Origin of the sequence: Bacillus sp. SRB_331, from assembly GCF_003264175.1 — a bacterium.
GTDB classification, from domain to species: domain Bacteria; phylum Bacillota; class Bacilli; order Bacillales; family Bacillaceae_G; genus Bacillus_A; species Bacillus_A mycoides.
In genome coordinates this window covers 39,406-56,538 of sequence record NZ_NADV01000001.1, presented here as the reverse complement: position 1 = coordinate 56,538, position 17,133 = coordinate 39,406, and the positions used below count along the sequence as shown (strand labels likewise).

Genomic DNA, 17,133 nt, shown 5'->3' with positions numbered 1-17,133 from the left:
GTCTATACATCTATACTTTACATCTTTTTTTCATAGTTGTGTAGCTTTTACACAAATTTGTCAGTTTTTTTGCCTCGAAAATTGTTATACGTTTTCAAGGCACCTTCCTTGACTGTTACGTTGACCAATACATATACTCGAAAGAATAGAGAAAACTTTTATATAGGGGATGAATATATGGGAGAGGCAGTACTCGTAAAACGAGAACCGTTATGGACAAAAGAGTTTATTGCGCTAATTCTAGCAAACTTATGTATGTTTTTAGGATTTCAAATGTTAATTCCAACTTTACCTGTTTATGTGAAAGAAATTGGGGGCACAAGTTCAAATATCGGATTCGTTGTCGGCATGTTTACCGTTGCAGCACTTTTTATTAGGCCGCTAACTGGAAATGCCTTGCAGAAATTCAACAAAAAAATCATTTTAATGATCGGTACCGCTATTTGTTTACTCGCTATGGGCAGTTATCTTTTCGCTTCAACCGTTTTCCTATTGCTTGCCGTTCGAATTTTACACGGAGCTGGTTTTGGTATTACAACGACTACATACGGAACTGTCGTTTCAGATTTAATTCCGCAAGCTCGCCGCGGTGAAGGCATGGGGTATTTCGGTCTTTCTGGAACTATCGCCATGGCGCTCGGTCCGCTTATCGGACTTTGGCTTATGCAAGCATATAACTTCACGATTCTTTTTTTATGTGCACTTTCATGCACAATAGTTTCATTAATATTAACGAAACTACTTCAAATCAAAAAATCGCCGCAACCACCACAGCAAACATCTGGTACCTTTCTCGATGGATTTATTGAGCGTAAAGCTTTACTTCCTTCATTATTAATATTATGTATTACATTAATGTACGGGGGAATTGGGAGCTTTATCACATTATTTGCTACGGAAGTCGGGATTGCTGATATCAGTCTCTTCTTTTTATTTAACGCACTTGCAATCGCTGTAACTCGCCCGTTTTCTGGAAGATTATATGATACGAAAGGCCATACATTCGTCATCATTCCAGGAGTTATTATTACGTTTACAGGTATTATCTTGCTGTCGTATACAACTACAATTCCGAGTTTAATTATTGCCGCAGCGTGCTACGGCAGTGGTTTCGGAGCAATTCAACCGGCACTACAAGCATGGATGATTGACCGAGTAGCACCGCACCGGAGAGGAGTAGCAACAGCAACATTCTTCTCAGCATTTGATCTTGGAATTGGTGCTGGAGCGATTATTTTTGGATTCATTGCACACTTTACCAACTATGCAACTGTATATCGATATTCCTCTCTATTACTTATCGCTTTTCTTTTCATTTACATCACAAGCTTACGGAAGCAAAAACAGGGGGATAAAACAAAAGAAAAAGCCGTTGGGTAATGCTAATTGGTTCTTTTTCGAAGTACTTAGACCAAAAAATCATGTATACACATTTGTAAAAAGCAGTGGATTCCTAAAAAAATCACACTGCTTTTTGCATTGTATTGAAGAGTGAACCGCTGTTCTATTTATTCATGTTGTTCGTATGATATTAATATATAGAACGAATTGGAGGAAATATTAATGAAAGCAATAGTGTATACAAAATACGGTCTCCCCGACGTTCTTCAACTGAAAGAGATAGAAAAACCTGCTCCTAAGGACAATGAAATACTAGTAAAAATAAAAGCGACAACCGTAACAGCAGGAGATATTCGCTCACGAAGTTTTACGGTTCCCTCTTCTGTTTGGCTACCCGCTCGAATCGCACTTGGCTTTAAGCAACCGAAAAAACAAATACTCGGAATGGAATTGGCTGGTGAAGTTGAATCGGTAGGAAAAGACGTCACACGATTAAAAAAAGGAGACCAAGTTTTTGCAGCTACCCAAGTAAATTTTGGTTCTTATGCTGAGTATATTTGTCTACCTGAAGGTGGAGCAGTGTGCATGAAGCCCTCCAATATATCCTATGAAGAAGCCGCAGCCATCCCAATTGGAGCACGTACAGCTTTGTTTTTCCTTAGGAAAGCTAACGTTCAAAGCGGTCAAAACATTCTTATTTACGGAGCTTCTGGAAGTGTCGGAAGTTATGCAGTACAAATTTCCAAGTATTTCGGCGCAACAGTTACAGGTGTGTGCAGTAGCTCCAATTTAGAATTGGTCAAATCTCTAGGAGCTGACGAAGTAATTGATTACACCACAAAAAATTTTTCTACTACAGACGAAACTTATGATGTTATCTTTGAAGCGGTAAACAGGAGCTCCTTTTCAGAGTGTATTAAAATGTTAAAAGAAGATGGTACCTATATAAATATCGTTGAACCGTTACCAAGTGCTCAAATGCTCTGGACTAAATTGACAAGTCGCGTGAAACTCATATTAAGTCAAAACGCACCTGAAACTTCCGAAGCATTAAATTTCCTTAAAGAACTTGTTGAGGATGGTAAAATAAAAGTGGTCATTGATAGGCAATACACTTTTGAGGAAATTATTGAAGCTCACATATATGTTGAAAAAGGACATAAGAAGGGAAATGTCGTCATCACTATGGAGCATAATGACGATTCTAAATAAAGAAAAAACACTTTGCATAATTGTTAAAATGCAAAGCACCGAAAGTTTTTAACATAAAAAGGCAGAGCAAATTCATATGCGAATTGCTCTTTTTTATTGTTGCGAGCATCTCAAAAGAAAACAGTTTAAAATAATTTAATCGTTTTTTACTTTCATTAAATAAATCCATTTCAAACCTCCCCCGTTTCCCTACATATTTTTCTAACTTTAATCAAAAAATATGCAAAGAACCATCATCATAACAAAATAAAATTCCAATCCACATACCCAGTTGGGTAGTTTCCCTTCACCTATTTTTACTATCCACAAATAGTGTAATAAATGTGACTTCTTTACAAACCGATCAGATATATCATCTAAAAAACCAATTAAATCCAGGTGTTTCTTTAAAGATTTGTAAACTTTTTATCCCTTTGTAAATTTAGTGTAAATTTTACTGATAAACCGTTTACAGTGCCTCAAGGTTTAGTTAATAATTACATCGTACATGAAATTTAAGGAGTGGAATGCGTGGAATACAATATTCAAGATATGATTTTCCAGTTCATTGGTGGATTAGGTATTTTCTTATTCGGGATTAAATACATGGGCGATGGACTGCAACAAGCAGCTGGAGATCGTCTTCGCGATATTCTAGATCGTTTTACAACAAACCCTCTTATGGGTGTACTAGCAGGTATGTTAGTTACAGTATTAATTCAATCAAGTTCAGGAACAACCGCTTTAACAGTCGGACTTGTAAGTGCCGGATTTATGACATTAAGACAAGCAATTGGTGTTATTATGGGTGCGAACATCGGTACGACAGTTACTGCATTCATTATCGGGATTAAAATCGGAGAATACGCTCTCCCAATTATGGCAGTTGGAGCAATCTTACTATTCTTCTTTAAAAATAAAAAAGTACATTCTGTAGGTCAAGTTGTATTCGGTTTTGGTATGTTATTCTTCGGTTTAGAATTAATGAGCGCAGGTATGAAACCTCTTCGTTCTTTAGAGTCATTCCAAGAGTTAATGGTTAGCATGAGTGATAATCCAATTTTAGGAATTGTTGTTGGTACAGTCTTCACTTTAATTGTACAAAGTTCAAGTGCGACAATCGGTATTTTGCAAGAACTATTCGGTCAAGGTGCAATCGATTTGCAAGCTGCTCTTCCTGTATTGTTCGGTGATAACATCGGTACGACAATTACAGCCGTATTAGCAGCAATCGGTACTTCAATTGCAGCAAGACGTGCAGCATTAGTTCACGTTATCTTTAATATTATCGGTACCATTATCTTTACGATTATATTAATACCATTTACAAGTTTAATTCAATATTTCCAAACGTCATTAAACTTAAATCCAGAAATGACAATTGCATTTGCACACGGGACGTTTAACGTAACGAATACAATCATTCAGTTCCCATTCATTGCAGTATTAGCCTGGATTGTAACAAAAATTATTCGTGGTGAAGATGCATCTATTAACTTCAAACCGCAACATTTAAATCCAATCTTTATTGAGCAATCTCCAGCTATCGCTTTAACAGAAGCTCAAAAAGAAATCATTCGTATGGCTGAGTTTTCATTACATGGATTAAAAGAAGCAAACCAATTTTTAAATACACAAGATAAAAAACATGCTGACATGGCTACTCAATTAGAAGGAGCTATTAACAATTTAGATAAAAAAATTATTGAGTATTTAGTTTTACTATCAGAAAAACCACTTTCACCAACAGACTCTGAAAAACATTCAGTTTTAGCAGGTGTTGTTGGAGATATTGAACGTGTCGGTGATCATGTAGAAAACCTGGTAGAACTTGTAGATTTCCAAATTTCAAACCGCGTTTCACTATCAGATGAAGCACTAGCTGAATTAAATGAAATGCTTGAATTAACAATTTCAACATTACAAGATGCAATCAATGCTTTAACAAACTTTGACACTGAACTAGCTCAAACTGTTATTGCAAAAGAACGTAAAATTGACCAAATGGAACGTGTTTTACGTAAACGCCATGTGTTACGTCTGAACGAACGTAGCTGTTCAGGTGATGCAAGCATCATCTACGTTGATATGGTAAGTAACTTAGAGCGTATCGGTGATCACGCTGTAAATATCGCTGATGGTGTTTTAGGTGAACAAGGAAAAGTAAATTTAAAACAATCATTATAATAGGAAAGAGACGCTAATTTAAGCGTCTCTTTTTTCATTTCATCTTTACAACCGTTCTTCCTTTTAACTTTCCTTGCAGTATAAGTGTAAACTTCTCATCTAATTCTTTTAATGTACATTCTTCTGTATAAGATAATAGCTCTGAATTTTTCCACTCACCTGCTAGCAATGCCCACACGTCTCTTCTCACATCTACTGGACATTGAACTGAATCTATTCCTAAAAGGCTAATCCCTCGTAATATGAATGGGTATACAGTTGTATTTAATTCATGCCCTGCTACGTTACCACACGTTGTTACACAGCCTCCATACTTAACTACCTTTAAAGAACTTTCTAACATGCTTCCGCCTACGGTATCGACAACCCCAGCGTATATTCCTTTAAGCATCGGTCTTCCTGATTCATCACTCAACTCCGCGCGATGAATCATCTTTTTTGCACCTAAACGTAGCAGCATCTGTTCCTCTTCCATTTTCCCAGTCGATCCTACTACGTTATATCCTAGCTTCGCTAAAATGCTAACTGCTACACTGCCTACTCCGCCCGTAGCACCCGTTACTAAAACATCTCCCATACTAGGCATAATTCCCGCTCTAATAAGCTTATATACCGATAGGGCAGCTGTAAAACCTGCTGTCCCGTACATCATACTTTCCTTCAAAGTCATTTCTTTTGGTAAAGGAACAACCCAAGATGATGGCACGCGAATATATTCCCCGAAACCACCAGAAGTATTCATACCTAAATCATATCCAGTTACAATAACTTGATCGCCTTCCTGAAAGGCGTTATTTCCACTACTAACAACCTCTCCTGCTGCATCTATGCCAGGTGTATGAGGATATGTTCTCGTTACACCTTTATTACCAGTAGCTGAAAGGGCATCTTTATAATTTAATGAAGAATAATGAACACGTATTAATACGTCTCCTTCAGGTAAACTATTTACTTCTCTCTCAACAAGCTTTCTTTCAAATTGATTATTTTCCTTTTCTTTCACGACAATTGCTCGGAATGGTGTATGATTCATTACGCTCTCTCCTTCATCCGTAAAATCCTTCTTTATTATATAAGAAATGCTTTTAAAGCTAACCGCTTCTTCTTGGCTATATTTCAACAAATCTTACTTCTCTATCACTTTCTCACAATACATATTTTCATTTCTACTAAAACACATTATACTTGTTCTACATCTTAAAAATAAAATATAGAAAATCTGACTTTTTATAAATAAATTGAATTTTTACGAAATGTAAATGATTTGTAATGTTTTTTTTCGCTAAATTTCATTATAATAAGTGGATATGAGTGTCGTATTTCAATTCAAATGAAGGAGTACAAGAAATGGAGCAAAACCCATCTTTGCAAGAAAATACACGCAATAAACCGAAAAAAGGTAAGAAAAAAACAAAAATTATTATAAGCGTTATTCTATTAGTTTTAATAATAGGTGGCGGTTATACATGGTTTTTAGTAAATAAAGCATCTTCTGCTGTTCGAAATGCCGCTCACGATTTAGCGCGCGGTGATAAATCTGATTTACGTGATAAAGCTGTAAAACCTATTACAAATAACGTCTCTGTCTTAATAATGGGTGTTGATGAAAGCGATGTCCGTGGGAAAGAATATGGTGAAGCTATAAGAACGGATGCACTATTACTTGCAACATTTAATAAAGATAGCAAAACTGTAAAACTATTAAGTATTCCACGAGACACATATACTTATATTCCAGTAGAAAAGAAAAAAGATAAAATTACACACGCTCATGCATTTGGTTCTACTAAAAACGGAAAAGATGGTGGACCACAAGCTAGTATTGATGCAGTTGAAAAATTAATGAATGTTCCCGTCGATTACTTTGTAAAATTCAACTTTAAATCATTCATGAAAATCGTTGATGATTTAGGCGGCATTGAAGTTGACGTACCAGTTGAATTTACTGAACAAGATAGTAATGATAACGCCGATGCAATTCACCTGAAAAAAGGTGTTCAAAAGTTAAATAGTGAAGAAGCTCTTGCTCTTGCTAGAACACGACACGTTGATAGTGATGCGATGCGTGGACAACGTCAGCAACTCGTTATTGAAGCAATTTTAAAGAAACTAACAAGCGTTGGATCCGTAACAAAAGTTGGTAACATCATTGATGATATTAACGGACAATTCGTTACAAACTTAACATTCGATGATATGCTTTCATTCTATAAATATGGAGCAGATTCTTCAATTGAGAAATTACAAATTGAAGGTGAAGATTGTTACATGGCAAAAGGTGATGATACATGTAGTAAGTCATCTGGTGGTGGCCGAACTTACTACTACAATCCAGATAAAAAAGAATTAGCTAATGTTACAAACGAACTTCGTAGTCACCTTGGACTACCTGCCTATACAAAATCTGATTCTGATTCGAAAAAAACAAGCTCAGAGAAAACAAAAGAATCTAAGTCTGAAAATACGAGTGAACGCGAATCAAGTAACGATGAAACTCAAAATAAGAATAACAGTGAAGATACAGAAACATCGTCTAATGACAATGAATAAAGTGAAGCAGTGCTCTATGGAGGTAGAGCACTGCTTCTTTTTAATGCTTTCAAAATAAAAAATCAGAACTTTCCAACTATCTTTTTTAATATTTTTAAATTATAATAAATAATAGTAATCTATTCCAATTATCAGGGGGCCCACGCATATGAAAGCTGCAGTAAAACATAACATTTCAGATTTTAAAGAGTACTTAAAATCAAACGATATATACATGGAAGAAAATATAGATGAAAATGATGGTTCGGTACATTTTTCAGTAGGATTAGAAACAGAAGCTGGCGCAAAAATTCAACTTATCGCTGCTTTCCAAAGCGAACATCCTGCTGTGGATATATACTGCTTCAATGTTGCTCTTGTACCTGATTCAACATCAACAAATGATATTTTACATGTCATCAATGAATTAAACACATCTTATCGATTTGCAAAATTCACGCTAAACAAACAAAATGCAATTGATATTTCAACATCTCTTGCATTCTCAGAACCAAACTTTAATCCCGCACTTGTCTTTGAACATACGAGAATGCTATATAAACTGGCAAACGATGAATATAAGAACTTAATGAAAGTTATTTGGGCGTAAATAAAAAGATGGTGCTACAAGAGCACCATCTTTTTATTTCGATATCATATCAACCCACATCTTTATCGCAGTTCCTACAATTAAAGTAGACAATACGTATTGCAAAACTTTTTGATTCACTCTCTTCCCTACTCTCACTCCAAGAGGAGCGGCAAATAAACTTGCTATCGCAACGATAAGAGCCGGAATAACAACTATTTGTCCAGTAATCACTTTCCCCGTCGTAATCCCTACCGAGGAAATAAACGTAATAGCGATAGATGTTGCTATTGTTGTACGTATCGGTAGTTTTAAAACAACTAGCATAATCGGTACTAAAAGAAATGCACCACCAGCCCCAATAATGCCGGAAACACTTCCTACAATAAACGCTAGCAAACTAGCGAGCCACTTATTGTACGTAATTCCTTCTGTCCCCTTACGATTGCTTCGCTTCGGTATAAACATCATAATAGCCGCAATAGTAGCTAGTAATGTGTAAACAACGTTTACAGCATGCTCATTTAATAGATTCGCACTAAAGCTACCTACAAAGCTTCCTATTAATATACTAGCTCCCATATACACAACTAAAGTTTTATCCATATCGTTACTTTTCCTGTACGCCCACGCGCCTGCAAAAGTTGCAAAGAATACTTGAATCGCTGTAATACCGCTCACTTCATGTGATGTATATCCAGCAAATCCTAGCAATACTGGAATGTATAAGATCATCGGATAATTAATAATTGCACCGCCAATACCAACCATTCCTGAAATAAACGAGCCTATAAACCCAATAATAAAAAGTAGTACTGTTAAACTCATATTGTATCCCCTGCCTTCTAAAAAGAAGGTGATTTAAATAAATAAATTCACATTCCCATCCGAAGCATCTGCTAAATATGCACCTACTCCTGCAAACTCTACCCCTTCCATAATCTCTTCCTCTTTTAACCCTAATAAATCTACTGTCATTTGACAAGCTACAAGTTTAACTCCCTGTTCTTTCGCCAAATCAATTAAATCTGGTAAAGGCATCGCATTATGTTTTTTCATAATACCTTTAATCATCTTTGGTCCCATACCGGCAAAATTCATTTTTGATAATCCCATCTTATCCGCACCACGCGGCATCATTTTTCCAAATACTTTTTCTATGAACGTTTTCTTTACCTTCACATGTTCATCTTTCCTTAAAGCATTTAATCCCCAAAAAGTATGAAAAATAGTTACCTCTTGATCATACGCCGCTGCACCATTTGCAATAATATAAGCAGCCATCGCTTTATCATAATCTCCGCTAAATAAAACAATTGTTGTTTTCTTCTGTTGTTCCATGTTGTTCTCCTCCTAATTACCCGTAGGGGTATTTTAAAAATTGTAAAAAGACTCAAATTATCTAGCTACACCTGATACTACTTTCTCCTTACAAAACGTTCATACCGCCTGAAACATTTATAATACGCTGAAATCCTAATTTCTTTAATACTTTTGCTGCGTGCTTACTTCTCATCCCGCTCTGACAAATAACGATTATTTCCTTATTTTTATCTAATTGATTTGCTCTACTAGCTAACTCATTTAGCGGGATATTCTGAAATCCCTTCATATGATTTCCTCTATATTCACCTACTGTACGAACATCGATAAACTGCTTTCCCTGTTTTCCCACTATACTCTTTAATTCTTTTCCATTTATATTTTGAACACCTTTCACCGGTAAAACACGTGAAATAACAAACCATACAGCAATTAAAATGAAAAGCGTACTTAATATTGTATTCATATAAACAACCTCTACGCCTTCTTAATCCAAAACTTCAGCACATCGTCTTCTATATTATGCTTTACTATTTCATGACCGCCTGTTTTTGACCATGCTGGAATATCTTTTACTGATCCTTTATCCGTTACATGTACTTCTAACACTTCTCCAGTTTGTAAAGCATCCATCGCTCTCTTCGTTCTTACAATCGGCATTGGACATGCTAAACCTTTCGCATCTAATACTTGTTTTACATTCATCATCTATTCCTCCAGTTTGTTATTTTATAATGAATCATGAACTGCACAACGATTTGGGCCAATCTCCATTTCACGCTCTTCTTCCACACTCGGATAAATCTTACCCATATTCGTTTGACGAATTTCTTCATATGCATTTGGCTGAGGCGGTAAATTCTCTGTCACCGTTTTACGAAACTCTACCTCATCGGCAATATTTAATCCTACATTCTCCTTGAATAGATTTTGTAGGTTCGCACGCACAATACCTTTCTCATCCATTTCACTTATTTTTGAATAATGAGCTGGTAAAACAATTAAATCTTGAGACAGTTCCTTATAAAGTTTATATAACGTATTTCGTAAATCACTCACCCAATCTTCAGCCTTTCCAGCAAGATCCGGGCGGCCAATTGAATCTACAAATAATATGTCCCCTGATAATAAATACGTCTCATCAATAATAAATGATGTACTTCCAATCGTATGCCCTGGTGAGTATAGCGCATCAATATGAATTAGGGTACCCCCCACCGTAATAACAGTACCTTCTACAAGCGGTTCGTAAGAAAAAACGACTTCCTCCGCATCTTTTGGAGGTAACCAATACGTACCGCCTACTTTTTCAGCTAACTTACGCCCACCAGAAATATGATCTGCATGTAGATGTGTATCCATTACATTAGTAATAGTAGCTCCGTGCTCTTTTGCAAAATCTTCGTATACTTCAATCGTTCTCACCGCATCAATGACTGCTGCTTCACCCTTTGAAACTACCATATAAGATAAGCATCCTTTTCCAAGACGATTAAATTGATATATACTTCCCCCGCCCTGTATATCCCCTACCTTTACCGGCTTCACATACTCACTCCAAGCTTTCATACCGCCAGCTAAATAATAAACATTATTGAAACCAGCATGTAACAATTGCTCTGCAACAAACTGCGAAGAACCTTCTTTCGCACATACGACTAAAATTTCTTTCTCCCTCGGCAATTCATCTACGACATGATCTACACCATCTAATAAGTCAAAATACGGTTTATTTATAGAAGAAACTTGTTTTCCTTCAATTTTCCAATCTTCATAGTCCGTTTCATTACGAACATCTAAAATAAACAATTCTCCGAATAAAACTTTCTCTGCGACATCTTTTGCTTGTAACGGTTTAACACTCATTCAATTACCCCCTGAGGTATATTTATATTTAAAAAATTTTATTTTTCTATATTTCCTTGCCACTCTAACATACCTGGAATGACATTTTTCACGTTTGAAAAACCTCTCTCTTTCAACACTTGGCAAGCTACATCACTACGGTTACCAGTTCGGCAAACGACATAAATTGGTTTCGCACTGTCTAACATAGCCCTATCTAATTCACCTAACGGCACCGAAATTGCGGATGGAATATGACCAAAAACGAATTCCGCTTCTTCACGAACATCTAATACAGTGCACTCTTCACCACTTAATAATATATTTTGCAATTCCCCATTCGTAATTGTATGAGGATACTTCACAACTTCATTTACTTCATGTTCATGGGCTTTTCGTACATAATGCTTTAATATATCTCCCTCTTGTTTCGTTCCAATATATTGATGCCCTACTTTATTTGACCAACTTTGTATATCTAACGTCGATCCTTTATCCGTCGCCTCTATTTCAATAACTTGTCCTGATGCCAATCCTTCCATCGCCTTTTTTGTCTTCACAATTGGCATCGGACAAGCCAAGCCTTTACAGTCTAAATTCATATCAACTTTTATACTCATAATCATTTCCTCCCTAACTATTATACATATACCTGTAGGGGTATAATAAAATGTTTTTGAAAATCTGTCAACACATACGTTTGACAGATTATCGGCTTTTTACAAGTAATTGAACAGCTTCTTTAATTAACTCTTCATTTGAGCCATTACCTGTCTCAAACTGCTCGCGCAAACATTGCTCTAAATTTGTTCCAACAACGAGTCCAATTGTACGATCAAGTGCAGAACGGGATGCAGTTAACTGTGTAATAACATCTCGGCAATCTTTTCCCTCTTCCATCATGCGAAGCACACCACGAACTTGACCTTCAATACGTTTCAATCTATTTTTCATATCTTGATTATATTCCACTGTAGATCACCTCCGTAATTATAACTATATTATACATTACTTTGTAACTTTGTATAATATCATATACCCTTAAGGGTATATTGTAAGTGGTTTATTTTTTTGAAATCTCCTAGAGTATAGTAAAAATGCAAAAGCCACTGATTTTATTGGCTTTTGCATTTCTCAACTACACTGCTTGGTAGTCCAACTAATTCATTTCATTTACGAATCAAGGAATCAACCGTTTTATTATCCTACTTCTTATAACCTCTTTGTAAAACTATAATCCATTTCTCCGCCTAATGCTGCAGCTGTATCACCAGTTTCTCTAAAATCATGTGTATGGATTTGTTCAAATGAACCGAAATCTACTTGCTTATAAAATTCGAAACAAGGGAATCCATCATGTTCTCCTTGAATATCGATACTACCATCCTTGTTCACACATACAGTTAATAAATAGTCCACAGGAGGGGCATACACATTTAACGGATTACTAGCGCTTGCACTCATTTTGAATTGCACACCATCAGAATTCCATGAAATATCCGTACACACAATATTTTCAGTACTCGCTTTTCCTGTTCTTTTATTCACAGAACCATCGGGATTTGTAACCTTCTCTGTCGTAATACCTGTGTTTGCATATGAAAACACTTCTTCTTTATAAAAGTCCACTACTACCTCTTGCTCAACTCTAGAGCGCATAGTATTTACCGCATGTGGTGTAAATTCACGTGAATCACCTTCGAACTGGATTACTTTTCCGGTTTGTACATCCTTCTGTGGTTCTGTCCAAGACATTGGAATAAATACACTGGCTCTAATTTTAACGATATTCTTCATAAGAAACACCCCTGTAATTCTAATTTTATATACTGCATACTATTGAATAAAATAGACCACAATTTCAATCCTAGAACCAATAGCTTTCTCTTTTACGTTTGCTACTTCCTTCTAAAAAATAGCGCTATATTTATATCTAGATTTTCGTTTTAAAGCTATATTCCATTTCTCCAGCTAGTGCTGCTGGGGTATCATCCGTTTTCCTGAAATCATGTGTATATATTAATTCAAATGAACCAAAGTCGATTTGTTTATAAAATTCATAGCAAGGAAAACCATCATGTAAACCTTCAACATGCACAGTACCACTTTCATTAACTCGTATAGTCAAAAAATAATCAGCTGCAGGTGCTGCCGCGTTTAACGGATTACTTGCACTTGCTCTCATTTCAAATGAAACTTCATCTTCACTCCATACAATATTTGTACATACAATGTTTTCTGTACTTGTTTCTCCTTTTTGATACTCAATTGAGCCATCTGGATTTGTAATTTTCACAGTAACGATACAAGCATCTGCATATGTGAAAATTTCTCTTTTATAAAAATCAACAACCACTTCTTGTTCTAATCTTGAACGCTTTGTGTTCACAGCGTATGGTGTAAATTCACGTGCATCTCCGGCATATTCAAACACTCTTCCCGTCGCAGGATCCTGAATAGGTTTCAGCAAAGCATACGGTGCAAATACACTCCCTCTAATTTTAACGATATTAACCATGTGAAACCTCCATAATTCATTGATATTATTTATATAAATCATTATTTGTTCTATTACTATTATATAGTCAATTCGATTGACTATATCCTGTATAGTACAATAGATTCTACTTATAGTCAATTTAATTGACTATAAGTAAGGAGGTTATATACATGACTCATCAAACACTTAACGAACTAGATCTTACATCACTTTTATCACTATCTTTCAGCACATTAATTACTGAACTACATGACAAATTAAGTGAATTAGGATTTGAAGATATTAGGCCAGCGCATGGTTTTATGTTCAAACGCATCCTTCCTAATGGAGCAACCGGTATAGAACTAGCTGAATCTTTAGGGGTTTCAAAACAAGCCATAAGTAAAATGGTAGATTCTCTTGAGAACAGTGGTTATGTCACGCGCCAAACGCATCCTACTGATAAAAGAGGTAAAATTATTGTTTTAACCGAGCGTGGTTTAGCAGTAATGAAAGCAAAAGAAGAAATAGTAGCTGAAATAGAACAACGATGGATTGCAAACATAGGTGCAGAACGAATGCAAATGCTTAAAGAGGATTTAACAACATTCGTTACTAAAGAAAATACAGGAAAATTATCATCGAGCATACGACCTGTTTGGTAAACAAAAACTCCATATAAAAAACGAATCCACTTTGATTATTCTTTTTCAAAATGGATTCGTTTTTTACAGCTTTATTAAAATCATTGATTCCTTTAAATTTTATTTTAAATATATGGGATACCCATATTTTATACATTATATAATTCCGTAACTCTCTGCACGATCAGCTCTGCCGTATTCTCCTCTGGCGGCATCAACAAGTTTGTAACCGGCCCATACACAACAGGATTTAATTCCACTTCATACCCACCATATGCATACTCCTCTTTTGTCGGTAAGTAACCAATATATCCATTCGTATAGCCACCAAAGAAAGCTAGTTCATTTTGAACACTCTCTTTCATTTCTAAAGCGGTTTCTGAAAAAGGTTCCATCGGTATTCCAGAGAATATCCCATCATTAATTTGAAACAATTGAATTTCTAAATCAATACTTACTTGCTGAATGTTTCTCCTATGCTTTTCTAAAACGATAGTAAGCCATTCTTCAGTATTCACACCCCACTGCTTCTCAGCTAATTGGGCCATTCTTTTTATCTCTTCAATTTCTGGAATATCCTTTAATTTCATTTGCATCATCGTCGAAATAGTTCTTAGATTTACAATTGGTCTATATGTAACTGTTGGTAATATCGTTAACACATGTCCACTGAGTACGTAAGCCATTTGTTTTAATGCTTCCTGTGAACCACGATACTTCGCATTCACGTTTCCAGCAGCACCTTGAACAATAATAACAGGACAGTTTACTATTTTCTCCAGAATCTCTCGCGTCATTCCAGGATAATCTGCTGATAATACATCGCTATCCCCTTTTAAAACATTCGGATGAGCAGTACAAAATACAATGACCCCAGCTAACTCCTTTGACTCAGCATTTCTCATTGCTAAAACACCAATTCTTTTATCTACAATACCCTCTATATTTATGCCCATCTTTGCTTTTCCATCAGGTGTCCTCTCTCTTCGGTTTACTCCAATATCACCTGTCGTAACATCCCACCCAACTTCACATGACCGCATATTATTATTCGCAGTAATAGCACCCTGCACTACATTATTTAGTAAAATCGTTTTATACGACTTTATTAAAGGATGATCACCGACTGTTTCCGGACCAGAATGAGTATGTGTATAAACGACAGTTATTTGCTGCAACGGCTCATTCAGCTCACTAGCTACTCGTTCACGAATCATCGTCGTATCTTCTACTAACATTCCGATATTATCAATACTTATAAACACAGTTTTCATTTCATCTTTTTCAAATACAAAAATTGTCCCATAAATGTGATCTTCAATATTATTAATCCCTGTATCTCTATGATATCCGATAAAATCAATACCTATAGGCGGCGTAATATCCACCTTGCACACCCCTACTTTGCTCATTTGAATCGCTCCATTTCTCTATGTAACTCCCTCTCTTCAAGAATAGCATATTTACCATTTTCAAAATAAAAAGAACGGACAAGAAATTCTATGTCCGTTCTTTTCATCACACATACTTCCGATGCACCATCTTCCCATCATAAGAAAACACAACGCCCTTACTCTCCACAATCGATTCCATATGCACTGTTCTTCCCCATAGCTGATGAAGATACGGTAATACTTTTTCTAAGTATTTTAAATCTAACTCAATTCCTTCATAGCTATGTTTAATGTACAATTCCCCATTCTTTAAGTAGTCTCCATCTTCTACTACTAAGTACGGGAAACCTCCATTTGTGCGCATATTTACGAGTTGATCGCGTACATGCTCCCATTCTTTATCAATTACTTTATATTCTTTTCCTTGGCGCTGGAATAAGTACATATCTTCTCTCATTACAAGTTTTTTATTTAAATAGTTTCTTAGGAACGATACATCCCATTCAATTTCCCGTACTTCAAAGATTTTGTCACGACCAGAACCAGGTTTCACACCGCGTCGTTTCATTTCTTCTGTCGGGTTGTTATAGCGCTCTTCAATATCTTCGAACATTTTAATACCGAGGTAGTATGGATTAATACTTGTTTTTGATGGCTGTACGACACCTGCATTTAATTTCGCAAATTCAATTGCTTCACCAGATGTTAAATCCATTTCACGAAGTATGCGTTGATGCCAGAAGGAAGCCCAACCTTCATTCATAATCTTCGTTTCAAGCTGTGGCCAGAAGTATAACATTTCTTCACGCATCATCGTTAATATGTCGCGCTGCCACTCTTCTAGCTCACGGCTATATTCTTCAATAAAGAGGAGTAAATCTTTTTCTGGCTGCGGTGGGATTTTCTTCTTTTTATGCATATTAGGTCGTTCTCTCTTTTTGTTTCGATCATCTAAATTCCATAAATCATCGTACTGTGATATCTTTTTCTTTTCTACATCCTCTTCTAAATCTTCAATACTCCATGCAAGTTTCGGACGCATAAGCGATGGATCAATATGTTCTTGAATGGCAAGTACGGCATCTAAAAATGTTTCTACCTCTTCTCTTCCATACTTATGTTCATACGCCTTCACACGATCTGCTGTCGCTGCCATACTCTCCACCATATCGCGTTTCGTATTAGAAAAACGAATATTATTTTTGAAGAAATCACAATGTGCTAAAACGTGCGCCACGATTAATTTATTTTGAATTAAAGAATTCGTATCTAATAAAAAGGCGTAACATGGATCAGAGTTAATAACGAGTTCATAAATTTTACTAAGTCCTAAATCATATTGTAATTTCATTCTGAAAAATTGCTTTCCAAAACTCCAATGCGAAAACCTCGTCGGCATCCCATATGCACCAAATGTATAGATAATTTCCGCTGGACATACTTCATAGCGCATCGGATAAAAATCAAGACCAAATCCAGTCGCAATTTCCGTAATTTCAGCAATCGCATATTGTAGTGCTTTATCATCACTTGCTCTCATTATTTTCCCTCCTTACACTTTCCCTTAAGAAAGTGTATGATGAGGAACAAGCTTTCATGAGGATTGATTGC

General features: G+C 35.9%; 18 protein-coding genes. 6 read left to right on the top strand and 12 right to left on the bottom strand.

Annotated features, from left to right (window positions below; all coding sequences use genetic code 11):
• Window positions 1–177 precede the first annotated feature (177 nt).
• The 3 genes from B5P42_RS00370 (at window position 178) to B5P42_RS00360 (ending at window position 4,719) form a co-directional block, all read left to right on the top strand.
• The gene (locus B5P42_RS00370; protein WP_002029919.1) at window positions 178–1,380 is read left to right on the top strand and encodes an MFS transporter; all 1,203 of its coding nucleotides are present in this window, start codon (window positions 178–180) and stop codon (window positions 1,378–1,380) included.
• Window positions 1,381–1,563: 183 nt separating this feature from the next.
• A complete protein-coding gene (locus tag B5P42_RS00365) occupies window positions 1,564–2,553 on the top strand; it encodes an NAD(P)-dependent alcohol dehydrogenase (RefSeq protein ID WP_113733357.1) in 990 nt (329 codons plus the stop codon).
• A gap of 510 nt (window positions 2,554–3,063) precedes the next feature.
• The gene (locus B5P42_RS00360) at window positions 3,064–4,719 is read left to right on the top strand and encodes a Na/Pi cotransporter family protein (protein ID WP_002010739.1); all 1,656 of its coding nucleotides are present in this window, start codon (window positions 3,064–3,066) and stop codon (window positions 4,717–4,719) included.
• A gap of 34 nt (window positions 4,720–4,753) precedes the next feature.
• Here B5P42_RS00360 and B5P42_RS00355 read toward each other — a convergent pair whose 3' ends face one another.
• The gene (locus B5P42_RS00355) at window positions 4,754–5,752 is read right to left on the bottom strand and encodes a YhdH/YhfP family quinone oxidoreductase (RefSeq protein WP_113733459.1); all 999 of its coding nucleotides are present in this window, start codon (window positions 5,750–5,752) and stop codon (window positions 4,754–4,756) included.
• 314 nt (window positions 5,753–6,066) lie between these two features.
• Here B5P42_RS00355 and B5P42_RS00350 point away from each other — a divergent pair, with 314 nt between their 5' ends.
• Window positions 6,067–7,269, top strand: a complete 1,203-nt coding sequence (locus tag B5P42_RS00350) for an LCP family protein (protein WP_113733356.1) — start codon at window positions 6,067–6,069, stop codon at window positions 7,267–7,269.
• Window positions 7,270–7,417: 148 nt separating this feature from the next.
• Complete coding sequence (locus B5P42_RS00345) at window positions 7,418–7,858, top strand: hypothetical protein (protein ID WP_002029912.1); 441 nt, start codon at window positions 7,418–7,420, stop codon at window positions 7,856–7,858.
• 33 nt (window positions 7,859–7,891) lie between these two features.
• On the opposite strand, the gene B5P42_RS00340 is transcribed toward B5P42_RS00345, so the two are convergent.
• From B5P42_RS00340 to B5P42_RS00300, 9 genes are all read right to left on the bottom strand, one after another.
• Window positions 7,892–8,665, bottom strand: coding sequence for a sulfite exporter TauE/SafE family protein (locus tag B5P42_RS00340; RefSeq protein WP_113733355.1), 774 nt, complete (start codon window positions 8,663–8,665; stop codon window positions 7,892–7,894).
• Window positions 8,666–8,698: 33 nt separating this feature from the next.
• Window positions 8,699–9,178 (bottom strand): DsrE/DsrF/DrsH-like family protein, encoded by a 480-nt coding sequence (locus B5P42_RS00335; protein WP_002029908.1) that lies wholly within the window; start codon window positions 9,176–9,178, stop codon window positions 8,699–8,701.
• A gap of 88 nt (window positions 9,179–9,266) precedes the next feature.
• Entirely contained in the window at window positions 9,267–9,626 is a 360-nt protein-coding gene (locus B5P42_RS00330) for a rhodanese-like domain-containing protein (RefSeq protein WP_088035178.1), read from the bottom strand.
• 11 nt (window positions 9,627–9,637) lie between these two features.
• The gene (locus B5P42_RS00325) at window positions 9,638–9,868 is read right to left on the bottom strand and encodes a sulfurtransferase TusA family protein (RefSeq protein ID WP_002125390.1); all 231 of its coding nucleotides are present in this window, start codon (window positions 9,866–9,868) and stop codon (window positions 9,638–9,640) included.
• Between the two features lie 21 nt (window positions 9,869–9,889).
• Window positions 9,890–11,026: an MBL fold metallo-hydrolase gene (locus tag B5P42_RS00320; RefSeq protein WP_088035176.1), complete on the bottom strand. Its 1,137-nt coding sequence runs from the start codon at window positions 11,024–11,026 to the stop codon at window positions 9,890–9,892.
• A gap of 38 nt (window positions 11,027–11,064) precedes the next feature.
• A complete protein-coding gene (locus B5P42_RS00315; RefSeq protein ID WP_113733354.1) occupies window positions 11,065–11,625 on the bottom strand; it encodes a sulfurtransferase TusA family protein in 561 nt (186 codons plus the stop codon).
• A gap of 88 nt (window positions 11,626–11,713) precedes the next feature.
• Window positions 11,714–11,977 carry a metal-sensitive transcriptional regulator gene (locus B5P42_RS00310; RefSeq protein WP_000456201.1) on the bottom strand — a complete coding sequence of 88 codons (264 nt, stop codon included), beginning with the start codon at window positions 11,975–11,977 and terminating at the stop codon, window positions 11,714–11,716.
• Between the two features lie 240 nt (window positions 11,978–12,217).
• Entirely contained in the window at window positions 12,218–12,802 is a 585-nt protein-coding gene (locus B5P42_RS00305; protein WP_113733353.1) for a DUF3238 domain-containing protein, read from the bottom strand.
• 136 nt (window positions 12,803–12,938) lie between these two features.
• Window positions 12,939–13,523, bottom strand: coding sequence for a DUF3238 domain-containing protein (locus tag B5P42_RS00300; RefSeq protein ID WP_088035170.1), 585 nt, complete (start codon window positions 13,521–13,523; stop codon window positions 12,939–12,941).
• A gap of 152 nt (window positions 13,524–13,675) precedes the next feature.
• On the opposite strand from B5P42_RS00300, the gene B5P42_RS00295 reads away from it, so the two are divergent.
• Window positions 13,676–14,149 carry a MarR family winged helix-turn-helix transcriptional regulator gene (locus B5P42_RS00295; RefSeq protein ID WP_012260356.1) on the top strand — a complete coding sequence of 158 codons (474 nt, stop codon included), beginning with the start codon at window positions 13,676–13,678 and terminating at the stop codon, window positions 14,147–14,149.
• 128 nt (window positions 14,150–14,277) lie between these two features.
• Here B5P42_RS00295 and B5P42_RS00290 read toward each other — a convergent pair whose 3' ends face one another.
• Window positions 14,278–15,540: a neutral/alkaline non-lysosomal ceramidase N-terminal domain-containing protein gene (locus tag B5P42_RS00290; RefSeq protein WP_113733352.1), complete on the bottom strand. Its 1,263-nt coding sequence runs from the start codon at window positions 15,538–15,540 to the stop codon at window positions 14,278–14,280.
• A gap of 106 nt (window positions 15,541–15,646) precedes the next feature.
• A complete protein-coding gene (gene spoVR, locus B5P42_RS00285) occupies window positions 15,647–17,062 on the bottom strand; it encodes a stage V sporulation protein SpoVR (protein ID WP_044444616.1) in 1,416 nt (471 codons plus the stop codon).
• Window positions 17,063–17,133: the final 71 nt, after the last annotated feature.

Coding starts and splice junctions, on each gene's coding strand:
- B5P42_RS00370 (WP_002029919.1), top strand. CDS start 178: ATGGGAGAGGCAGTACTCGTAAAACGAGAACCGTTATGGACAAAAGAG.
- B5P42_RS00365 (WP_113733357.1), top strand. CDS start 1,564: ATGAAAGCAATAGTGTATACAAAATACGGTCTCCCCGACGTTCTTCAA.
- B5P42_RS00355 (WP_113733459.1), bottom strand. CDS start 5,752: ATGAATCATACACCATTCCGAGCAATTGTCGTGAAAGAAAAGGAAAAT.
- B5P42_RS00350 (WP_113733356.1), top strand. CDS start 6,067: ATGGAGCAAAACCCATCTTTGCAAGAAAATACACGCAATAAACCGAAA.
- B5P42_RS00345 (WP_002029912.1), top strand. CDS start 7,418: ATGAAAGCTGCAGTAAAACATAACATTTCAGATTTTAAAGAGTACTTA.
- B5P42_RS00340 (WP_113733355.1), bottom strand. CDS start 8,665: ATGAGTTTAACAGTACTACTTTTTATTATTGGGTTTATAGGCTCGTTT.
- B5P42_RS00335 (WP_002029908.1), bottom strand. CDS start 9,178: ATGGAACAACAGAAGAAAACAACAATTGTTTTATTTAGCGGAGATTAT.
- B5P42_RS00330 (WP_088035178.1), bottom strand. CDS start 9,626: ATGAATACAATATTAAGTACGCTTTTCATTTTAATTGCTGTATGGTTT.
- B5P42_RS00325 (WP_002125390.1), bottom strand. CDS start 9,868: ATGATGAATGTAAAACAAGTATTAGATGCGAAAGGTTTAGCATGTCCA.
- B5P42_RS00320 (WP_088035176.1), bottom strand. CDS start 11,026: ATGAGTGTTAAACCGTTACAAGCAAAAGATGTCGCAGAGAAAGTTTTA.
- B5P42_RS00315 (WP_113733354.1), bottom strand. CDS start 11,625: ATGAGTATAAAAGTTGATATGAATTTAGACTGTAAAGGCTTGGCTTGT.
- B5P42_RS00305 (WP_113733353.1), bottom strand. CDS start 12,802: ATGAAGAATATCGTTAAAATTAGAGCCAGTGTATTTATTCCAATGTCT.
- B5P42_RS00300 (WP_088035170.1), bottom strand. CDS start 13,523: ATGGTTAATATCGTTAAAATTAGAGGGAGTGTATTTGCACCGTATGCT.
- B5P42_RS00295 (WP_012260356.1), top strand. CDS start 13,676: ATGACTCATCAAACACTTAACGAACTAGATCTTACATCACTTTTATCA.
- B5P42_RS00290 (WP_113733352.1), bottom strand. CDS start 15,540: ATGAGCAAAGTAGGGGTGTGCAAGGTGGATATTACGCCGCCTATAGGT.
- spoVR (WP_044444616.1), bottom strand. CDS start 17,062: ATGAGAGCAAGTGATGATAAAGCACTACAATATGCGATTGCTGAAATT.